This window comes from Streptomyces lacrimifluminis (assembly GCF_014646095.1).
In the GTDB taxonomy this organism is placed as follows: Bacteria; Actinomycetota; Actinomycetes; order Streptomycetales; family Streptomycetaceae; genus Streptomyces; species Streptomyces lacrimifluminis.
The window spans coordinates 33,760-52,541 of record NZ_BMMU01000041.1; the positions used below are offsets into that span (position 1 = coordinate 33,760).

Annotated in this window: 15 protein-coding genes; 4 read left to right on the forward strand and 11 right to left on the reverse strand. The window is 69.0% G+C overall.

Annotation, left to right across the window (positions count from 1 at the left end; genetic code table 11):
- Window positions 1-6: 6 nt before the first annotated feature.
- Entirely contained in the window at window positions 7-366 is a 360-nt protein-coding gene (locus IEY89_RS36115; RefSeq protein WP_189151771.1) for an NADH-quinone oxidoreductase subunit A, read from the reverse strand.
- A gap of 722 nt (window positions 367-1,088) precedes the next feature.
- Here IEY89_RS36115 and IEY89_RS36120 point away from each other — a divergent pair.
- Window positions 1,089-1,949 (forward strand): C40 family peptidase, encoded by an 861-nt coding sequence (locus tag IEY89_RS36120; protein ID WP_189151772.1) that lies wholly within the window; start codon window positions 1,089-1,091, stop codon window positions 1,947-1,949.
- A gap of 493 nt (window positions 1,950-2,442) precedes the next feature.
- Here IEY89_RS36120 and IEY89_RS36125 read toward each other — a convergent pair whose 3' ends face one another.
- Window positions 2,443-3,726, reverse strand: a complete 1,284-nt coding sequence (locus IEY89_RS36125; RefSeq protein WP_189151773.1) for a geranylgeranyl reductase family protein — start codon at window positions 3,724-3,726, stop codon at window positions 2,443-2,445.
- 99 nt (window positions 3,727-3,825) lie between these two features.
- On the opposite strand from IEY89_RS36125, the gene IEY89_RS36130 reads away from it, so the two are divergent.
- Together IEY89_RS36130 and IEY89_RS36135 are read left to right on the forward strand one after the other, a co-directional pair.
- On the forward strand, window positions 3,826-4,341 hold the full coding sequence (locus IEY89_RS36130; RefSeq protein WP_189151774.1) for a GNAT family N-acetyltransferase: 516 nt from the start codon (window positions 3,826-3,828) through the stop codon (window positions 4,339-4,341).
- Window positions 4,342-4,470: 129 nt separating this feature from the next.
- Window positions 4,471-4,809 (forward strand): PASTA domain-containing protein, encoded by a 339-nt coding sequence (locus IEY89_RS36135; protein WP_189151775.1) that lies wholly within the window; start codon window positions 4,471-4,473, stop codon window positions 4,807-4,809.
- Window positions 4,810-4,889: 80 nt separating this feature from the next.
- Here the strand turns inward: IEY89_RS36135 and IEY89_RS36140 are convergent, their stop codons facing one another.
- Window positions 4,890-5,585, reverse strand: a complete 696-nt coding sequence (locus tag IEY89_RS36140; protein WP_189151776.1) for a demethylmenaquinone methyltransferase — start codon at window positions 5,583-5,585, stop codon at window positions 4,890-4,892.
- Window positions 5,586-6,064: 479 nt separating this feature from the next.
- On the opposite strand from IEY89_RS36140, the gene IEY89_RS36145 reads away from it, so the two are divergent.
- On the forward strand, window positions 6,065-7,105 hold the full coding sequence (locus IEY89_RS36145) for a chitinase (protein ID WP_189151777.1): 1,041 nt from the start codon (window positions 6,065-6,067) through the stop codon (window positions 7,103-7,105).
- A gap of 143 nt (window positions 7,106-7,248) precedes the next feature.
- Here the strand turns inward: IEY89_RS36145 and IEY89_RS36150 are convergent, their stop codons facing one another.
- From IEY89_RS36150 to IEY89_RS36185, 8 genes are all read right to left on the reverse strand, one after another.
- On the reverse strand, window positions 7,249-7,695 hold the full coding sequence (locus IEY89_RS36150) for an imidazolonepropionase-like domain-containing protein (RefSeq protein WP_189151778.1): 447 nt from the start codon (window positions 7,693-7,695) through the stop codon (window positions 7,249-7,251).
- Window positions 7,696-7,734: 39 nt separating this feature from the next.
- Window positions 7,735-8,928 (reverse strand): cyclic dehypoxanthinyl futalosine synthase, encoded by a 1,194-nt coding sequence (gene mqnC, locus IEY89_RS36155; protein WP_189151787.1) that lies wholly within the window; start codon window positions 8,926-8,928, stop codon window positions 7,735-7,737.
- 109 nt (window positions 8,929-9,037) lie between these two features.
- A complete protein-coding gene (locus tag IEY89_RS36160; RefSeq protein ID WP_189151779.1) occupies window positions 9,038-9,847 on the reverse strand; it encodes a prepilin peptidase in 810 nt (269 codons plus the stop codon).
- A 52-nt stretch (window positions 9,848-9,899) separates the two neighbouring features.
- The gene (locus IEY89_RS36165; protein ID WP_189151780.1) at window positions 9,900-12,971 is read right to left on the reverse strand and encodes a BTAD domain-containing putative transcriptional regulator; all 3,072 of its coding nucleotides are present in this window, start codon (window positions 12,969-12,971) and stop codon (window positions 9,900-9,902) included.
- Window positions 12,972-13,326: 355 nt separating this feature from the next.
- A complete protein-coding gene (locus IEY89_RS42100; RefSeq protein WP_189151788.1) occupies window positions 13,327-13,590 on the reverse strand; it encodes a hypothetical protein in 264 nt (87 codons plus the stop codon).
- Window positions 13,590-13,937 carry a hypothetical protein gene (locus IEY89_RS42105; protein ID WP_373287339.1) on the reverse strand — a complete coding sequence of 116 codons (348 nt, stop codon included), beginning with the start codon at window positions 13,935-13,937 and terminating at the stop codon, window positions 13,590-13,592. The genes IEY89_RS42100 and IEY89_RS42105 overlap by 1 nt, the downstream gene beginning before the upstream one ends.
- Before the next feature lie 345 nt (window positions 13,938-14,282).
- The gene (locus IEY89_RS36180) at window positions 14,283-15,029 is read right to left on the reverse strand and encodes a hypothetical protein (RefSeq protein ID WP_189151781.1); all 747 of its coding nucleotides are present in this window, start codon (window positions 15,027-15,029) and stop codon (window positions 14,283-14,285) included.
- 13 nt (window positions 15,030-15,042) lie between these two features.
- Window positions 15,043-18,782, reverse strand: a 3,740-nt coding sequence (locus tag IEY89_RS36185; RefSeq protein ID WP_229695614.1) for a DUF6531 domain-containing protein, incomplete at its 5' end; no start/stop codon positions are given.

The following is an 18,782-nucleotide window of genomic DNA, read 5'->3' on the forward strand; positions in this document are numbered from 1 at the left end:
GGCCCCTCAGTCCCATTCCAGGCCGCCGCGCCGCCATACGTACGCGTACGCCACGAAGACGGTGAGCACGAAGAGCAACATCTCCACGAGCCCGAAAACACCCAGGGCGTCGAAGGTGACGGCCCAGGGGTAGAGGAAGACGATCTCGATGTCGAAGACGATGAAGAGCATCGCCGTCAGGTAGTACTTGATGGGGAATCGCCCACCGCCGGCCGGCGTGGGGGTCGGCTCGATCCCGCATTCATAAGCTTCGAGTTTGGCCCGGTTGTACCGCTTCGGGCCGATGATCGAAGCCATGATCACGGAGAAGATCGCAAAGCCTGCCCCGAGGGCTCCCAGTACGAGGATGGGCGCATACGCGTTCACCGCTCCTCGCTCCTCTCAGTCGGCACTGACTGCTGGCGATTGCATGGGGCCGGCGCCGCCCCGTCCGTCCGCGAACACCGCCCGTCCCGGCGAAGATCGCGAACATGTGAAGCAGGTCACAAGCCCAACTGCCCCGCATCCTATGCCCGGCGGTCTGTGATCTGCGACACGGGGTATTGCCGAACCTTTGTGATCTCCACCACCCAACGAAGGATCATGAAGTCGGATGAGCGGTGATCTTCACACGCGAAGCGTCCACGCCATCACCGGAGGTGACATCCCCTCCGGTTACTGCTGGTCACAGGCGGCGTCTCCATATCAAGAGACTTCCCTTGCATGCAAATTGGAGATGGGCAGGGCCGCTTGATAGTGGAGCGCGTTCACACCCCGGAGGGATGCATGCGGTCAATGTGGACGCACGAACGTGCGTGCACGCGTTCACGAGCGGCGGCGATCGATGATTTTCGCGCGGGACGCACCCCGAGTGGTGACCGTTCCGTGACCTGCACCACACCTGTGAAGGCCTGTGAAGATCGGGGGTTGGCCACGGACCGCAACCAATGGTAGGCAGCGGGCAATTGGGACGTACCGATGAAAGTGCGTGATCACAGGCATGATCACCCGTGTCCGCAATGCCCGTTACGGCGTCAATAAAGAGTGACGGACCGGGAATTTGTGGGCCCCATTGAACAACTGTGGCGCACCACACGTTTCTTGAAGGTATGGAGGAGTCGCTGGTACCGCTAGTACCCATGTCCCACACCGCTACCGCTCACATACGAAGCCACCGGAAGCCCCGGCGTGCCGGCAACTCGTCGCTGGCGATGCGTGCCGGAGTCGCCGGTGGCGTTCTCAGCACCCTGGCAGTGGCGGGTGCGTCCAGCGCGGCGAACGCCGCCGAGCCTGTGACGCAGACCATCGAACTGCCCACCCTCACGGCCGACCTGGCCACTCAGATCGCCGAGTCCGCGGACGCCACGCAGCTGGCCGCCGCGAACTACGAGCTCCAGGCCGAGCGTGACGCCGCAGCCGCCAAGGCGGCTCAGGAGGCCAGGAAGGACCTCGCGGAGGCGAAGGAGAAGGCGGAGGCCAAGAAGAAGGCAGAGGCCGCCCGCAAGGCCGCTGCGGAGGCCGCTGTCTCCCGCTCCGCCGAGCGTGCCACGCTCGCTGCCTCCACCTCCACCTCCGTCTCCAGCTCGGAGACGACGCAGGTGGCCGCTCCCGCGAGCGGCAGTGTCGCGACCGTCATCGCCTTCCTCAACGCGCAGTTGGGCGACGCCTACGTCATGGGCGCCACGGGCCCCAACGCGTGGGACTGCTCCTCGCTGGTCCAGGCCGCGTTCAAGCAGGTCGGCGTGGATCTCCCCCGGGTCTCGCAGGACCAGTCGATGCAGGGCACCGAGGTCTCCCTGTCGAACCTCCAGGTCGGGGACATCCTGTACTGGGGTGCGAAGGGTTCGGCGTACCACGTGGGGGTCTACGTGGGGAACGGCCAGTACCTGGACGCGGCCAACCCGTCCAAGGGTGTTGTCGTCCAGGATCTGTCCGGGTACCCGGCGTCGGGTGCGGTACGCGTGCTCTGAGCGGGCGGTTGAGGATTCACCTGTGAGGGTCGTTGCCGCTGGTGGGCAACGACCCTCGACCCGTAGCCTGTTGTCCGACATGTCGGACAACCCGTCAACCCGGTACTGGAGCCGCCCGACGTCGGTGGCCCGCGCCTCTTTGACGAGAGCGAGGGCTGCCTGCCTGTCCGTGCCGGGGGCCGTGGTGGACGTATCAACGCCCTGATCGTGGCCCTGATCGTGGCGTCGCGCGCGGGCTCGATCAGGGCGGGAACGCTCTTGCGGTCGAGGGACGGGGTACTTCGCCCGGTGGCTGGAGCACGGGACCGACCAGGTGAACGGCGTGTGTATCCGGACCGGCTCTCGAAGCGGGCCCGGCAGGACGCGCTGCGGCAGGCGGCGCGCCGGCCAACGGGTTCCTCAGGTACCGGTGGCGGCCCGCCCCGAGGCGGTGTTCGCACGACGGGCCGTCGAGCAGGAGGCACTCACCTCCTGCCGACAGGGCCTCCGCCGATCACGCCTTCGGGGCCACCTTGCTCAGGCCGTTGATGATCCGGTCCATCGCGTCGCCACCCGTCGGGTCGGTCAGGTTGGCCAGCATCTTCAGGGTGAACTTCATCAACAAGGGGTGGGTCAGGCCGCGTTCGGCCGCGATCTTCATGACCTTCGGGTTGCCGATGAGCTTCACGAAGGCGCGGCCCAGCGTGTAGTAGCCGCCGTAGGTGTCCTTGAGCACGCGCGGGTAGCGCTGGAGCGCGATCTCCCGCTGGGCCGGTGTGGCCCGGGCGTGGGCCTGGACGATGACGTCGGCGGCGATCTGGCCGGATTCCATGGCGTAGGCGATGCCCTCGCCGTTGAAGGGGTTCACCAGGCCGCCGGCGTCGCCGACGAGCAGCAGGCCCTTCGTGTAGTGGGGCTGCCGGTTGAAGGCCATGGGGAGGGCGGCGCCACGGATCGGGCCGGTCATGTTGTCGGGGGTGTAGCCCCAGTCCTCCGGCATCGACGCGCACCAGGCCTTCAGTACCTCGCGCCAGTCCAGTTCCTTGAAGGAGTCCGAGGTGTTGAGCACGCCGAGGCCGACGTTGGACGTACCGTCGCCCATCCCGAAGATCCAGCCGTAGCCGGGGAGCAGGCGGTCCTCGGCCCCCCGCCGGTCCCAGAGTTCCAGCCAGGACTCCAGGTAGTCGTCCTCGTGGCGCGGAGACGTGAAGTAGGTGCGGACCGCGACGCCCATCGGGCGGTCCTCGCGGCGGTGCAGGCCCATCGCCAGGGACAGGCGGGTGGAGTTGCCGTCGGCCGCGACCACCAGCGGGGCGTGGAAGGTGACCTCCCGCTTGTCCTCACCGAGTTTCGCGTGCACGCCGGTGATGCGGCCGGTGCGGTCGTCGGTGATCGGGGCGCCGACGTTGCAGCGTTCGTACAGTCGCGCGCCCGCCTTCTGGGCCTGGCGGGCGAGCTGTTCGTCGAAGTCGTCGCGCTTGCGGACGAGGCCGTAGTCGGGGAAGGAGGCGAGTTCCGGCCAGTCGAGCTGGAGGCGGACGCCGCCGCCGATGATGCGGAGGCCCTTGTTCCGCAGCCAGCCGGCCTCCTCGGAGATGTCGATGCCCATCGCGACGAGCTGCTTGGTCGCCCGGGGCGTGAGGCCGTCGCCGCAGACCTTTTCGCGCGGGAAGCTGGTCTTCTCCAGCAGCAGTACGTCGAGTCCGGCCTTCGCCAGGTAGTAGGCGGTGGTGGAACCGGCTGGCCCGGCCCCGACGACGATCACATCGGCGGTGTTTTCGGAGAGGGGCTCGGTCACGACGGGTTCTCCCCAAGACTCTCAAATCTGCGTGCCGACCGGCACTGGACATGGGCAGTCTATTCAGCAGTACTGATCACCCGGCTGAAGGGCTGCCCAGTGAACCGAGCGCTCCCCGTAGTACGCCTGCGTGTTCCCACCGACGAGGACGCATTCGCCTGGCACCGGGTCTTCGACGACCCCGATGTCATGGCGTTCCACGGGGGCAGGTCGGCGGAACTGTCCGTCTACGAGGAACTCACCGCCCGCCAGCGCCGGCACGACGCCGAGTACGGGTTCTGCCTGTGGACCATGCTCGACGAGTCGGACCAGGTCATCGGATTCACGGGCGCCCAGCCGTGGCCACAGGACTGGGGTCCCAAGGGCGAGATCGAGATCGGCTGGCGGCTCGGGCGGGCCTACTGGGGACAGGGATACGCCACGGCGGCGGCCGGGTTGACCCTGGAGCGGGTGCGCGCGGCGGGTGTGTCCAGCGTGGTCGCGATGGTCAACGCCCGCAACGAGCGGTCCATCGCGGTCACCCGACGGCTGGGCATGCGGCTCACCGACGTCTTCACGACTCCGACGCTGAAGCAGGAAGGGCACTGTTATCGGCTTGATCTGTCACCAGTTTGATCTGTGTCCACCTTGATCTGCGACCACAACTGATTACAGACGGTAGCAATTTGGCGCAGAAAAACACTTAGCGCTTCCGGGCGGTGCGTGGCCGGGGTTACTCTGCCCGTACCGCTGGGGGTGACGTCTGTGCACAGAACACCCAACACGCCCGAAGTGCGCGTACCGAAACTCGTCGGCCTGATGGCCATGGACGCGCGCGAGAGGGCCAGAGCACACGGGGTGCTCCTCGGCGCGCCCGACCGGCCCGAATTCCAGCTCAGCGTCGTCGACTACGTCGTACGGCAGTATCCGCCGCCCGGCGTCGCGATACCGCGCGGTGCCGTCGTCACCGTGTGGTTCGACTTCGGGGAGGGCGAGGGCGGCGGGGGCGCGGGGGTGCGCGAGCCGCGCGTACCGAAACCGCCCCGGGGCGGGCTGGAACGCGAACTGGACCGGCCCGGGGACGCGTTCGAGGTGACCAGGTAATCAGGTGACCGACCGGGAAGGAAAAGGGAACGGGAGAACAGCGGAGGACGGAAACAGGGAGAGGACCGCGACGGCTACGGCTACGGCTGCTTGAAGCCTCGGTGCAGGGCCACGACGCCGCCCGTCAGGTTGCGCCAAGCCGTCTTCGACCAGCCCGCGTCACGCAGCAGGTCGGCCAGGGCCGGCTGGTCGGGCCAGGCGCGGATGGACTCGGCGAGGTAGACGTACGCGTCGGGGTTCGAGGAGACCGCGCGGGCGACCGGGGGCAGGGCGCGCATCAGGTACTCGGTGTACACCGTGCGGAAGGGCGCCCAGGTCGGGTGGGAGAACTCGCAGATCACGACCCGTCCGCCGGGGCGCGTGACCCGGTACAGCTCGCGCAGCGCCGCGCCCGTGTCCTGGACGTTGCGCAGCCCGAAGGAGATCGTCACCGCGTCGAAGGTGTCGTCCTTGAAGGGCAACCTGGTGGCGTCGCCCGCTGTGAAGGGCAGCCAGGGGTGGTTCCGCTTGCCGACCCTGAGCATCCCGAGGGAGAAGTCGCAGGGGACGACGTACGCGCCCGTGCGGGCGAAGGGGAGGGAGGACGTGGCCGTACCGGCGGCCAGGTCGAGGATCTTCTGCGCCGGGCGCGCGTCGACCGCCTTCGCGACCTCCTTGCGCCACACTCGGTCCTGGCCGAGCGACAGCACGTCGTTCGTGAGGTCGTACCGTTCCGCCACGTCGTCGAACATCGAGGCGACTTCGTGCGGCTGCTTGTTCAGGGATGCGCGGGTCACGTGCCCATTGTGGCAGTACGTACGTCGCGGCATCCCGGCGGCACGGGCGCGGGCCGGACGCACCTGAAGCGCCGGGCCCGTCGCACACCGGTCGGTCCGCCGTCTACGGCAGCAGTCTCGGCTTCTTCCTGGCGGCGACGTCCTCCACCCAGCCGCTCGGACGCCCTGCCGCTCTTACGGCGCCGACCGCGACCGGCGGCACGCTTTTCGATGTCAGGCTCGGAATGCATTCCCCGGACGTTAGGAGGGCTTTATGTGACCCGAACTCCGGTTCTCATGTGAGACTCCCATGAGAAACTCCTTAACCTGTGCATCTTCTGAGAGATCCTCCGACGGCCTGCACCACCCGCCCTCCCGCTGCCCTGATGAAGGACAGTGTCGTGTGAGACATTTCCGCTTCGGATTCGCTTCGGATCCATTCCGGAAACACACTTCGTTTCCGTCCGGGGACAGAAATCACGAGAGCAGGTGCATACGCGATGAGGCGTTTTCTGAGGTCGGCCGCCGGATTCACTTGTCTGGTGGCACTGACCTGCGCCGGGTGCTCATCCGGTTCGGACAGCAACACGAACAGCGATACGGACAGCGATACGGACAGCGGCGCCGACACCGCCTCCGAGGTCCCTTCCGAGCAGGCCTCGACGACCGGCTTCGCGCCGTACGTCAGTGCGACCGACGCGTCCGGCAACGACAGCGCGGGCTCACCGGCGACGTACAACCTGGCGTTCGTGATCTCGGACGGTACGACCTGTACGCCGAAGTGGAACGGTACGACGGCCATCGGCGACTCGGCCGTCGCGTCCCGCCTGGCGAAGCTCACGGCGACCGGAAGCACGGTCCGTGTCTCCTTCGGCGGCGCCTCCGGCAAGGAGCTGGCCGAGGTCTGCGGCAGTGCGTCCGCGCTGGCCAGGGCCTATGGCACGGCCCTGGACGCCGCCGGTTCGACCCAGGCCGACTTCGACGTCGAGGGCGACACGCTCACCGACTCCGCCTCCGTCGAGCTGCGTTCGAAGGCGATCGCCCTGCTGCAGAAGGAACGCACCGACCTGAGCGTCTCCTTCACCCTGCCCGTCATGCCGACCGGCCTCGACGACGACAGCGTGGCCCTGCTCGACTCGGCGAACAACAACTCCGTACAGGTGTCCACGGTCAACATCATGACGATGAACTACAGCAGCGAGCACACCGGCGACATGGGCGACTACGCACTCGCCTCGGCCGCCGCGACGCGCGATCAACTCGCCGACATCTTCGGGCTGTCGGAGGAGAGGGCGTGGCAGGGGATGGCGTTGACGTCGATGATCGGGGTGAATGACGTCGACAATGAGACGTTCTCCTTGGCGGACGCGGCGGAGGTGCGGGCGTTCGCGGAGGAAAAGGGGATTGCGTGGGTGTCGATGTGGTCGACGTTTCGGGATCAGGAGTGCGAGGAGGGGGTTGTCGCGGCTGATGATGCGGCGACCAATTGCAGTGGGGTTTCTCAGGATGCGGGGGCGTTCGGAGTGGCGTTTTCGGGATGAGAGGGGTGGGGTTGCTTGTCGGGTGCGGGTGCGTGGGGGCTTGTCGCGCCCACGCGGCGGAGCCGCAGATCAGATACAGCCCCGCGCCCCTGAAGGCAGGTCCGTTTCGCACAGGCCCCATACAGAAGCCGGACCCCTGTCCACTATCTACGTCTGTGGACCAGGCGTCCTGCGCAGACCGTCGCGATGCACTGCTCGTTCTCGTCGAATACGGCCAGATCGGCTCGCTCGCCCTCGACGATCGCCGGAACCCGTGTCCGCGTCAGTACGACGACCTCGTTGCGCTCGGCCGCCGATCGGAGGCCGGGTGAGGTGACGTACTCCTCCAGCACCGCCACCGCACCCCCCTTCAGCACGGCATGCACGCGTTCGCGTGGCGTCGGGGCGTCCGGGAGTGGGCCCTCGTGCACGAGTCCGGGTCCCAGGACACCGGGCCAGCGACGCACCCGCGCGCCCGGGAACCGCTCCGCGACCTCGGTGAGCGGGCCCACGGCGGCGACCCGGTTGCCGTCGACCGCGACGGCACCGTCCTTCAGGGGTTCCGCGTCCCAGCCGACCCGGACCTCGTCGGCGGCATGAATCGTCAGCACAGGAAGGCCAGTTGGTGAGTCGGTGAGGTGGTGATTCGGTCAGTTGCTGGCGAGGAGCTTCAGCTCGGGGTGGGCCGTGCCGCCCTCGATCGCGGTGGACGAGATGTGGGACATGACGCGCTCGTCGACCGGGTCGTTCGCCGGGTCGTCGTGGACGACGATGTGCTCGTACGTCGTGGTCCGCTGGGCGGGGACGCGGCCCGCCCTGCGGATCAGGTCGATGATCTCCATACGGTTGGAGCGGTGCTTGGCGCCCGCGGCGGAGACGACGTTCTCCTCCAGCATGATCGAGCCGAGGTCGTCCGCGCCGTAGTGCAGGGACAGCTGGCCGGCCTCCTTGCCCGTGGTGAGCCACGAGCCCTGGATGTGGACGATGTTGTCCATGAAGAGGCGGGCGATGGCGATCATGCGGAGGTACTCGAAGATCGTGGCCTGCGTACGGCCCTTGAGGTGGTTGTTCTCGGGCTGGTAGGTGTACGGGATGAAGGCGCGGAAGCCGCCCGTCCGGTCCTGTACGTCACGGATCATCCGCAGGTGCTCGATGCGCTCGGCGTTGGTCTCGCCGGTGCCCATGAGCATGGTGGACGTCGATTCGACACCCAGCCCGTGCGCGGTCTCCATGATCTCCAACCAGCGTTCGCCGGACTCCTTCAGGGGCGCGATGGCCTTGCGGGGGCGCGCGGGCAGGAGTTCGGCACCGGCGCCGGCGAAGGAGTCGAGACCGGCCTCGTGGATTCGGGTGATCGCCTCCTCGACCGACACCTTCGAGATCCGGGCCATGTGCTCGACCTCGCTCGCACCCAGGCTGTGGATGACGAGCTGCGGGAACTCGGCCTTGATCGCGGCGAAGTGCTTCTCGTAGTACTCGACGCCGTAGTCCGGGTGGTGGCCACCCTGGAACATGATCTGCGTACCGCCGAGTTCGACGGTCTCCGCGCAGCGGCGCAGGATGTCGTCGAGATCGCGGGTCCAGCCCTTGGCCTTGTCCTTGGGGGCGGCGTAGAAGGCGCAGAACTTGCACGCCGTGACGCACACGTTGGTGTAGTTGATGTTGCGCTCGATGATGTACGTCGCGATGTGCTCCGTACCCGCGTAACGGCGGCGGCGTACGGCGTCGGCGGCCGAGCCGAGAGCGTGCAGCGGGGCGTCGCGGTAGAGGTGGAGCGCCTCTTCGGGGGTGATCCGCTCGCCCGCCGCCGCACGTTCGAGGACGGCTGTGACATCAAACGACATATGGTCGGCGTTCTCGGTCACCGGGCGTCCCTTCGGAAGGCGTGGGGCGGACCGTTCCAGCCTACGTCAGCGTCCCGCCACGCCTCACGTCAGGCCGCGTGGCCTCACGTCAGGCCGCGTACGCCCCGATCAGCAGCCCGACGAACGCGCCGGCGATCAGGAACGGCCCGAACGGGATGGACGTACGGCGCCCGGCGCGCCGCGCGATGACGAGCGCGAGCCCGTACAGGCCTCCGAACAGGAACCCGGCGAAGGTGCCGAGCACGACACTCCCCCACCCGTACCAGCCCAGGACGGCCCCGAGCCCGAGGGCGAGTTTCACATCGCCGAAGCCCATGCCGTTGGGGCTGATGAGGAAGAGGACGAAGTACGCGCCCCCGAGCACCAGGGCACCCAGCAACGAGGTCAGCCAGTCGCCGGCGTGCTCGGGCAGCAGCGCGGCCACGCCCAGCAGGACGAGGGCGGCGGCGGCCAGCGGCAGGGTCAGCGGGTCGGGCAGCCGCTGCACCCGGAAGTCCACGACCGCGAGCAGCACCCCGACGGGCGCCAGCAGCAGCCAGGCCCCGAGCTCGGGCCGGGTACCTGTCGCGGCGGCGAGCGCGGCACAGACGAGCGCGGTGGCCAGGGCGAGGAGAGGGGTGCTGGGGCCGTACGACGCGCTCGCGCTCCCTTCGTACGGGGGGCCGGCCGCGCCCGCCGCGAGGTGCCCGGCGTCCCCGGCGGACCTGTCTGCCGTACCGGCGCAGGTCGCGCAGCGCGCCCGGCCCAGCCAGCCGCCGAGTTCATGCCCTTGCGGGCACCGGTCCCGCCAGGTCTCCCCGGGCGGGACGGAGAACCGGTAGGCGGCACGCGGCACGAGCGTCCCGGCCGCCGCGCCCCAGAGGGCGGAGACGGCCACGATCAGCTGGTCGATGCTCATCCCACAGCTCTCATGCCACAGCTCTCATCCGACAACTCTCATTCCACGGCCCTCATCCCACGGCCGCCGTGCCGTCGCGCCACGTCGGCAGCAGTTCGTCGAGGAGCGCCTCGGTGCGGGGCGGCAGACCGCGCGCGCCGCTGCGGCGGATCAGGTCGGCGGCGACCTGCTGGAGCTTGTCCGTGTCGCCGGTGGAGTGTGTGGCGCGCAGGAGTTCGTGCCACAGCCGCTCGTCGCCGGGGGCGGAGTTGAGGGCGGCGGTGAGCGCCTCGATGGCCCGCTCGGCGCGGTTCTTCACGAGGTGGAACTCGGCGAGCGCGAGCCCGATGTCCGCGACCAGCAGCGGGAGTTGGGCGTCGATGATCTCGTGCGTGAGCCAGCCGTAGCGACCCTCGGGACGATCGGCGAGCAACGGCCCGCGCACCAGCACGAGCGCGTCGGTGAGGAGCCGCCCGCGGACGACCCGGCTGTCGACGCCCTTGCCCTGCGTGGCCTCGTGGTAGAGGGAGCGCAGCACATCGAGGTCGGACACGACCGACTTGGCGAGCGTGAGCCGCCCGCCCGCGTCGGTGGCGAGGCGGGGGGTGCCGTCGGGGTCGGTGCCGAGCCAGAGGCGCAGCCGGTCGAGAAGCGCCTCGCGTACGTCGTCGGTGACCCCGCGCGGCCAGAGCGCCGAGGCGAGCACGCGCGGGTGGACGCCCTCGCGGTGCAGCAACAGCAGGGCGAGCGCCTCGTGTTGGAGCGGGCTGCGCTCGCCGTCCGGGGTGTCGAGGCCGATGATCTCGTACGGGCCCACGAGCCGCGCGTACACCGCCGGGCGCCCCTGCTCGCTGATGTCGACGAGGAAGGGAGGCGTGGCCGTCGGGCCGTCCGGAGTGCTCTCGGGGTCGGCGCTGACGAACAGCTCGACGATCGCCCGCTGTTGGGCGACGGGCAGTACCTGGGCGTCGAGTTCGAGTCCGAGGAGGGGAGCGAGGAGCTTGCCCTCGCTGGTGATCTCCAACTCCCAGGCGGCGCCGGGCAGATCACCGCTGTCGGTGCCGACGAGGTATCCGATACCCAGCCGGCTTGCGTCGGCGGCGAGTTCGGCGAGCTTGACGGCGTCGTCGGCGGAGGGTTCGGCGGCCAGGAGGACGAGGTGCGGGGCCCAACGGGTGTGCTGGGCGGGCCCGGTACGGCCGGTGAGGACCGAGTCGTGACCGGCGGCACCGAGCGCGCCGCGCCGCTGCCTGGTCTCGGCCTCCATCGTCTCGACGAGGGCCTCGATGTCGTCGAGGTGGCGCAGCCGGTTGGGGGCGAGGGGGGTGAGGTCCTCGCCGAATCCGACGAGGGTGATGGTCATCCGGTCCGACCACCCGTTGGTGGCCAACTCGGCGGCGACAGAGGCGAATACGGCGGCCCGGTCGGACTCGCTCCCGCTCAGCGAGACGATGCCCGGCACCGACTCCAGGTTGAGCAGCAGACGCGAGTCGTCCATGGTGCCGAGGCTGACGAGGCCCGGGTAGGGAGCGGCGGTGTCGACATCCTCGTACCGCTCGGCGTCGGTCCGGGACAGCAGCCAGAACGTCTGGTCCTGGCCGAGCTGCCACGGGGCCGGGGGCTTTCCGGCGGGCTGGGCGAGCTGGAGGTGCAGGTCACCGTTGCTGAGCCAGGCGGCGTAGACGGTGGGGAGCGGGCGGGACTCTCCGGCGAGGGAGGCGGCGAGCCCGCGCAGCGACCGGTCGAGCAGGCGTACGGCTTCGGGGTCGGCGCCGATGAGGAGCGCGTCCTGGGCGTCGGCGGCGGCACCGGTCGGTGTGGGCGGCTCCATACCGCGCCGCCCGCCGACCGCACCGAGCGCCGACTGCCACAGGGCCTGCCGGCGCCGACGGCCGAGGGCGCCGAGGAGACCGGCGGCGAGGAGAGGGGCTCCGACGAGGGCTTCGGGGAGACCGAAGGAGAAGCCGGCATCTGATTCGGCGGAGGTCGCGGAGGCCGAGGTCGCGGCTTCGGCGTGCGGCTCCTGGTGCTCGGCCGGGGCCGGGGTGGCCTGGGGCCCGGTTGCGGCGCGCCGGTCGGAGAGGCTGATGCGGGTGGTGTTGGTGTCCAGGGAGGCGGTGCCGCCCTGCCGGCCGCCACCGGCTTTCTGAGCGTGGTCGCCGGTCTGGGCGTACTGGTTGATCTGCTGCGCGACCTGCGGGGAGACGGTGGCACCGGCGTCGGGAGCGGTGGTGCTCGTTCCTGCGCCTGTGCCGGTGCTGGGCATCTCGACGAGGTCGCCGCCCCGGGCGTCGCCGGGCATCTGCATGATCCAGCCGGGCCGGATCAGACTGGCCTCGGAGAGCCGCGAACCGTCCGGCTGCACGCGGTCCTTGTTGAGCTGGTAGATCTCGCCGTACCGGCGCCCGTCGCCGAGGTGCCGCTCAGCTATCTCCCAGAGGGAGTCGTGATGACGCCCCTCGGGAGGCTGAATCCGGTAGTACTTGGTGTCCTCGGCCTTGACCGACGGTCCCCCGATCTCCGCGTGACTGGCGGCATCCGCGGCCTGCCGGCCGAGCGCGGCGGCGGTACTGGCCGCCTGCTCCTGCTGCTGCGCGAACATCCCGCTCAGCGAACCGCCGGGCGTGGCCTGGGCGGAGGCGACGGTGCCCCTCTGGTTGTCGTCGTAGCTGTTCCCGAGCTGCGAGAGGCCAGGTGTGAGGGAGGCGGCCGTGGCTCCGACCAGCAGCAGCGCGGCGACGAGCTGCCGCGCGAGCAGCTGACTCGGCCCGGCCCCGGGCACCCGCCCCGGCATCCCGACCCCGGACAGCGCGGCCTTCACCTCGACGAGCACGCACGCGGTGAACTGGGCCCAGGCGACCCACACGATGACCCCGAGGACACCGAGGAACGTGTTGACCGTGATCTCTTCCTGCAGCCAGTCCAGGGACGGTGACCCGTCCGGGAACGGCCAGCCGATGGTCACGGCGAGGGTGTAGGGCACGCCGACGAGCAGGACGGCGAGGGCGACGAACGCGAGGAACGCCTTGACGAAGTCGCCGATGCTGCGCCGCCGCCCCGGCAGGGGCTGCGGCGTGCGGTTCCTGGGCCCCGACGGGTCTCCCGACGAGCTTCCCGTCCGGCTTGAAGTGCTGCGTCGCGGCATGGCGGGTGTCCTGGGTTCGTGTCGTGTGGGGTGGGAGGGAGATGTGGGGGTGTGCTGAGCCTATCGGGAACCTATTTCGGGTGTAGAGGGCAGTGGAGGGTCGAGGCGGGGAGGAGGTGTCCGGGCGTATGGAACTCGTCCGATACGGCCCACCAGGTCCGAGCCGGGAGTGACAAAGAGGGCCAATGCCGCTCCACCTACGGACCGTTCACAACCGCCACGGCACACTCTTCACGGTCCCCGCACAGTCGCCCGGCGGCAGATCAGTCCGAGACGGCGCAGGACATCACCGTCCAGGAGATCCGGTGGGTCGGCCGCCGACGCAGGCTGGGTCCCGGCGGCCGGATCGGACCAGTCAGTGCGTGCCGTCGGCGAACAGGTCCTCCACGCTCGTCGCGTTGACCGCCCGCTGGGCCCAGATCCCAAGCTGACCCAGGTCGGAACAGGCCTCGACTCGGTCCCGTACGGAGGCCGGAACCGTGATGCCGCGCCACTCGACGATCCGGAGGATCATCGAAGCGCGTTCCTTCTCGATGCCCTCTTCTCGGCCTTCTTCTCGGCCTTCTTCTCGGACCTTCTCGGCGACCTCGTGCCGGAAGGAGTAGTTGACCGGCATCATCAGTTCCTGGCCTGGGCGTCCCCCAGGCATGACTCGACGAACTGCGCGAGCATCCCCGCGCCTTCGGTGTCGGCGGTCTCCAGCGCTGCCGCCAGCGGTTTCAGTATGGCAGCGGCACCCGGGCCCCTACCATGCGTCATCGCGGAGAAGGCCGCGAGGAACACATCCCGTTTCGCCTCGGCCTCGTCCGCGATGAGCGGCACGTTCTCCGGGCTCAGCACGAGCGGCCGTACGGTGAGCGCGTGCCAGCCGGGCAGGCCCAGACGGATCGGCTGTGCCGCCCAGTCCAGCACCCTTGAGGCGACCTTCCGCCACTTGAACCACGGCGGCAGATCCCGGAACGGCACGAACGTCATCGTGTCGTCGACGGCGGTCTCGGCGAGGCCGCGATGGCCCCACCGCCCGCAGTGCGGCGTCCAGCTCCGGGGTCAGCTCACCGTCGAGCCGCGCCGCGGTGCCCGCAGCGGTGAGGGCGAACCCGCGTTGATCCCGGTCCGGCAACTGCATCGCCCTGACGATGCGTGGCGAGGCCTCGGCCAGAGAGCAGTTGAAGGCCAACCCGACCACCGCTGTACCGAGACGAACCTCGCCACAGTCGAACGCGGCATCCCCATTTCGCTGGGGTCATCGAGACCCAGCAGACCCTGGCCGCTCTCCCAGTCCCACTCGGACGCCATGCTCGACCTTCGTCCCTACCGGTCGCGCAGCCTCGCGGTGGCGAACTCGACAAGTTCGTCGATCTCGATCTGCCTCGGTGTGCCGTTCTGGGAATTCCACTCGGCGACGAACCAGGAGCCGTGCCATTCTGCCCGCCACACATCGCCATGCCGGTTCTCGAACTCGACGAAACTCCCGGTTCCGCCGTCCATCAGCCGAAGCTCCTCCACGAGCCGTGCCGGCTCGGTGAGGCCCCGTCCGGGATTCGTGCTCTTGCCTCGGGTCCGCGTGTTGGCGTACCGCATCTTCAGGAAGGGGAGAGGTTCGCGGCCGAGATGGTTCAGGCGCAGCATGCGGTACCTGGTGATGGCCTCGTCCAGCGTTTCTTCGCCGGAGAACTCGCAGGAGTACGCCGGAAAGGTCAGCCGGACGTGCGGCGTCAGGTCCGGATTCTCCACACGATAGAAGCGGTGGACCTCAGGCGCGATGCCGACCACCGCATCGAAACGATGCCCGGCGGGCGGTTCGAATCCGCCAAGCGCGCCCAGGAAGGAATTGCTGGAGAAAAGCGTGTCCTCGTGCTCACGGGCGAACCGGAGGGTGCTGACGGCGAGTTCCTGATCGTAGGAATTACGGCCGCTCAGCTGGAGCAGCCGCTTACCGTCGGCGGACAACGCCCCCGCGAAGTCGATGCCGGGTGCCGGCGACCAGTGCCAGCTGTCGGGCAGGCCGGAAAGCGGCTCCGCGTCACGGAAGCCCGTCACTACGGCGCGAATGTCCATGAATCCTCCGTGCTCAGCTGCATGAGTATCCGTCTCCGACTTCCTGGATGAACGTGTCCGTCATACGCCCGCCGCCCCGGGAGTTCTCGCTCCATTCCATCGGTTCCAGGTGGTCCGTGTTGTTGTAGAAGTCGTTGCGTGTGGCGCGGTCGGAGAATCGGCCGTCCCGATTCCAGTGCTGGACTACGGGATCCAGGTGTTCGTAGGTCACCGTACGGTGGAACGGTTCAGGATTGTTGGCCCGGGGGTCCCAGATCAGGTCGTCGTTGCCGTTGCGCCAGGTGAGCTGGTCCCGTGGGATCCGCGCGCCGTCGCTGTCTCGCGGCACCCCGCTGATCGCCCGGCCTTCGTCGGTGTAGTTCTCGACCATGTAGTCGTGGGTGGGCGTGCGGTAACCCGACGGGTACTGGTTGTCTCGCGTGTACGCGCGATCCCCCTCCGGAAGATCCGGATCCCGCCCGAACCGCATTCCGTTGCTCGGGTCCTGCCAGGCCAGGCCGAGCGGGTCGCTCCATCGGTACGGGTTGGGGACGTACGCGCTGTCGTTCGCGGCGGGTGCGAGGCCGAGCGGGTCGGGGCTGACGTACTGCCCCGCGAGGGGGTCGTAGTGGCGCAGGAAGTTGTAGTGCCAGCCGGTCTCCTCGTCGGCGTACTGCCCGGGGAACCGCAGCGGGCAGTCGACCTTGTCGGTGACGCCGGTATGCGGGGTGTCGGGCAGACGGCTGCCCCAGAGAGTTGTCCGCTGCTGCCAGGCCACCTCGCCGTCCGCCGAGACGAGTTCCGCCGGCGCGCCCGAGAGGTCGGTGACGATCGCGTGGAAAAGTGCGTCCATGCCTGGCGCAGCCCGGTCGAGTTGGGCGATCGGCTGATGAGTGCCGGGGACGTAGTCCCAGGTCGTGGCGGAACCGTCCTGCGCTATCTGCTCGACGAGACGGGTGCCGTCCCACACAAAGAGGATCTCGTCGGCAACAGCGCCGTCCGCGGTCAGCAGTTGCTTCGCCACCCGCCGGCCCGCGGGGTCGTACCGGTAGCGCCAGTCGGATCCGTCCGGTGTTGTCGTGCCGACGAGTTGGCTCCGGCTGTTCCACGTGTACGACCGGATCCGCCGCTGCCCGTTGAGCAGCCGCCGCACCGTGCGGACGATCCGGCCTTCCCCGTCCCGTTCGTAACTGGTGCGCCCGGTGCGGCGGATGCGGGTTCCCGCGAAGGCACGATCACTGTCACCGTCCTCGACAGCGGGGCTCGACGCCTGAGTGATGTTCCCCAACTCGTCGTACTGGTACGCCTCCTGCCACCCTCGCGCGTCCACGGCGGTGACCCGGCCCCTGGTGTCGAGGGCGAAGTGGCGTGTTCCGGTGGTGAGTTCGTCGACAGACGTGGGGACACCATCCGGGCGGTACAGATAGGTACGCTGCTGGAGCAGGGCTTCTTCCCCATCGGGGGCCGAAGTTCGCTCCAGCGTCTGGGCAGCGAGTCTGCCCGTGCCGTCCCAGGAGTGGCTGAGCCGGACACCGCCCGGGAGGGCTCGGCTCGTCTCGCGATCGCTTTCGTCGAAGCCGAACACGATGCGGCGACCGTCCGCTTCGAGCACGGCAGAGCGTTCCGTGTCGTCGTACGTCCAGGTGGACTCGATGCCCGTGGGGGTACACCGCCTGATGCGCCGTCCGAGCATGTCGTACTCGAACGTCGTCGTCCGGCCGTCGATGCTCTCCGTGAGCAGCAGACCGTCCATGCTGTACGTGCGGTCGACTGTGGCGTCGGGACCGGCCTCCCGGGTCGGACGGCCGGCGGCGTCGTACGTGCAACTGGCGGACCCACCGTCGTACCGTGTCTCGACGGTGCGGCCCAGGACGTCGCGCTGGAACGAGACCGTCTCTCCGGCGCCGTTGACACGGGACGCGAGCAGGCCGACCGCGTCCAGTTCGTAGGCCAGCGAGCGCCCGCCGAAGTCGGTCTCGGACACCAGGCGGTTCGCCGCGTCGTACCCGTACTGCCAGGTGTTGTCGTGCGGGTCCGTCACCTCGACCAGGTTCAGCTCGGTGTCGTAGGCGAATGAGTGAGTGGTGCCGTCGGCCAGCCGACGGGCGGCGACCTGACCGAACGGGCCGACCGCAAACGTGGTCGTACGCCCGGAATGGTCGGTCTGGGACACCAGGTTGCCCTCGGCGTCCCACACCCAGTACTCCTGGGCCCCGTCCGGTGTCCGGCGCCACACCATCCGGCCCTCGGGCGTCGTCCGCCGGTGCGTGACGCGTCCCCGCGGGTCGGTGAAACTGCTGACCTGTCCCAGGGCGTCCCGCTGGATCCGGCTGACGGCACCCCGCGCGTCGGTGAACTCCACGGGCAGCCCGGCCGCGTCGCACCGAGCTGTGCTGGTGCGCCCCACAGCATCGGTGACGGCGATGAGGCCGCCGTGACCGTCGTACTCGTAGCGCGTCGTCGCCCCGCTCGGGCTGGTGGTGGCGAGGTGGTTGCCTCTGCTGTCGTACGCGTGGTGCCACTCCGCTCCACCGGGGGTCACCGCCCGCACAAGTCGGCGCAGTTCGTCGTATTCGGCTGCGGTCACGGCACCGTCGGGGCGGACGACCGTGGTGAGATTCCCCGCCGGGTCGTAGCCGTAGCGGGTGGTGCGGCCCAGTGCGTCGGTCCGGGAGAGAAGGCGGTCGAAGCGGTCCCACTCGTTGACGATGCTCTGCCCGAGCGCATTGGTCACCGAGACGAGCTGGAGCCTCTCGTTGTGCCGGTACGTGGCGGTGCGGCCGCGGGAGTCGGTGTACCGCGTGGTGCGGTTCTCGGCTCCGTACGCGATGGTGCAGCCCAGGATGCCCTCGACGCCCTCGCCGCGGATGACACGGTGGGCCTCGTCATAGGTGTAGCGGTACCAGGAGCCCGTGCGGTCGGTCCAGGACGTTATTCGGTCGTCAGCGTCGTAGGTGAGCCTGTACGGCAGGTCGCTGGAGTTGAGGATCTCGGTCAGGCGGCCGTTGTCGTAGCCGTAACGAACCAGCGGGACGGGGCCGTTGTCCGGATCGAGCAGCCGTAGTCCCGTGACTCGGGCGCCGGCCGAGTCGACGGCCACGTGGTAGCCACCTGAGTGCCTCAGGGCGAGCGGCGAGCCGTCAGTGGCGTAATCGAAGTCGATACGGTTGCCGTTGCGGTCCCAGACCGCCCGTATGGGCAGCGTGAGCGCGGTGTCGTGCTCGGCACTCTCCACGGGAGCGAAAAGCCGGGTGATACCCGACACGGGGTCAGTGACTCGCAGAGCACCCGGTTGCTCCTCGTCCCAGGACAGCGGCCAGCGCGGCCCTTCCTGCGGCAGGACAGCGCTGTCGCCCTGCGGCGGCGGATAGACCAGGACCATGCCGTCCGCCGTGGCGAACAGAACTCCCTCGTCGTCGAGTTCCAGCCGTTGGTCGAGTGTGGAGGTCCATGAGGGGCCGAACCAGCGGCCCGAGCGATAGGTGGAGACATGCGTGCGCGCGACGGCCAGCCGCAGCACTCCGGGAAGCAGTACGTCCGTCGCGGTCATCAGCATCTCGCCGGAAACCATGTCGATCGGATCGCCGTTCTTGCACCGCCCGCCGGCCGGTTTCCCCTTGGCGACGGCATTGTCCGCCTCGCTGCGCAGGCCTCGTCTTCCCAGCCCCTTGGCCATGGCCTTGAGACCACCCGCGCCCAGGGCCTTCATGCCTTTGGCGAGTCCGCCGAGGGTGGTCAGCCCCTTCATCCCCGGGATGCAGTCGAGCGCGGCCA

Coding starts and splice junctions, on each gene's coding strand:
- IEY89_RS36120 (WP_189151772.1), top strand. CDS start 1,089: ATGGAGGAGTCGCTGGTACCGCTAGTACCCATGTCCCACACCGCTACC.
- IEY89_RS36145 (WP_189151777.1), top strand. CDS start 6,065: ATGAGGCGTTTTCTGAGGTCGGCCGCCGGATTCACTTGTCTGGTGGCA.
- mqnC (WP_189151787.1), bottom strand. CDS start 8,928: ATGTCGTTTGATGTCACAGCCGTCCTCGAACGTGCGGCGGCGGGCGAG.
- IEY89_RS36160 (WP_189151779.1), bottom strand. CDS start 9,847: ATGAGCATCGACCAGCTGATCGTGGCCGTCTCCGCCCTCTGGGGCGCG.
- IEY89_RS36165 (WP_189151780.1), bottom strand. CDS start 12,971: ATGCCGCGACGCAGCACTTCAAGCCGGACGGGAAGCTCGTCGGGAGAC.
- IEY89_RS42100 (WP_189151788.1), bottom strand. CDS start 13,590: ATGATGCCGGTCAACTACTCCTTCCGGCACGAGGTCGCCGAGAAGGTC.
- IEY89_RS36180 (WP_189151781.1), bottom strand. CDS start 15,029: ATGGACATTCGCGCCGTAGTGACGGGCTTCCGTGACGCGGAGCCGCTT.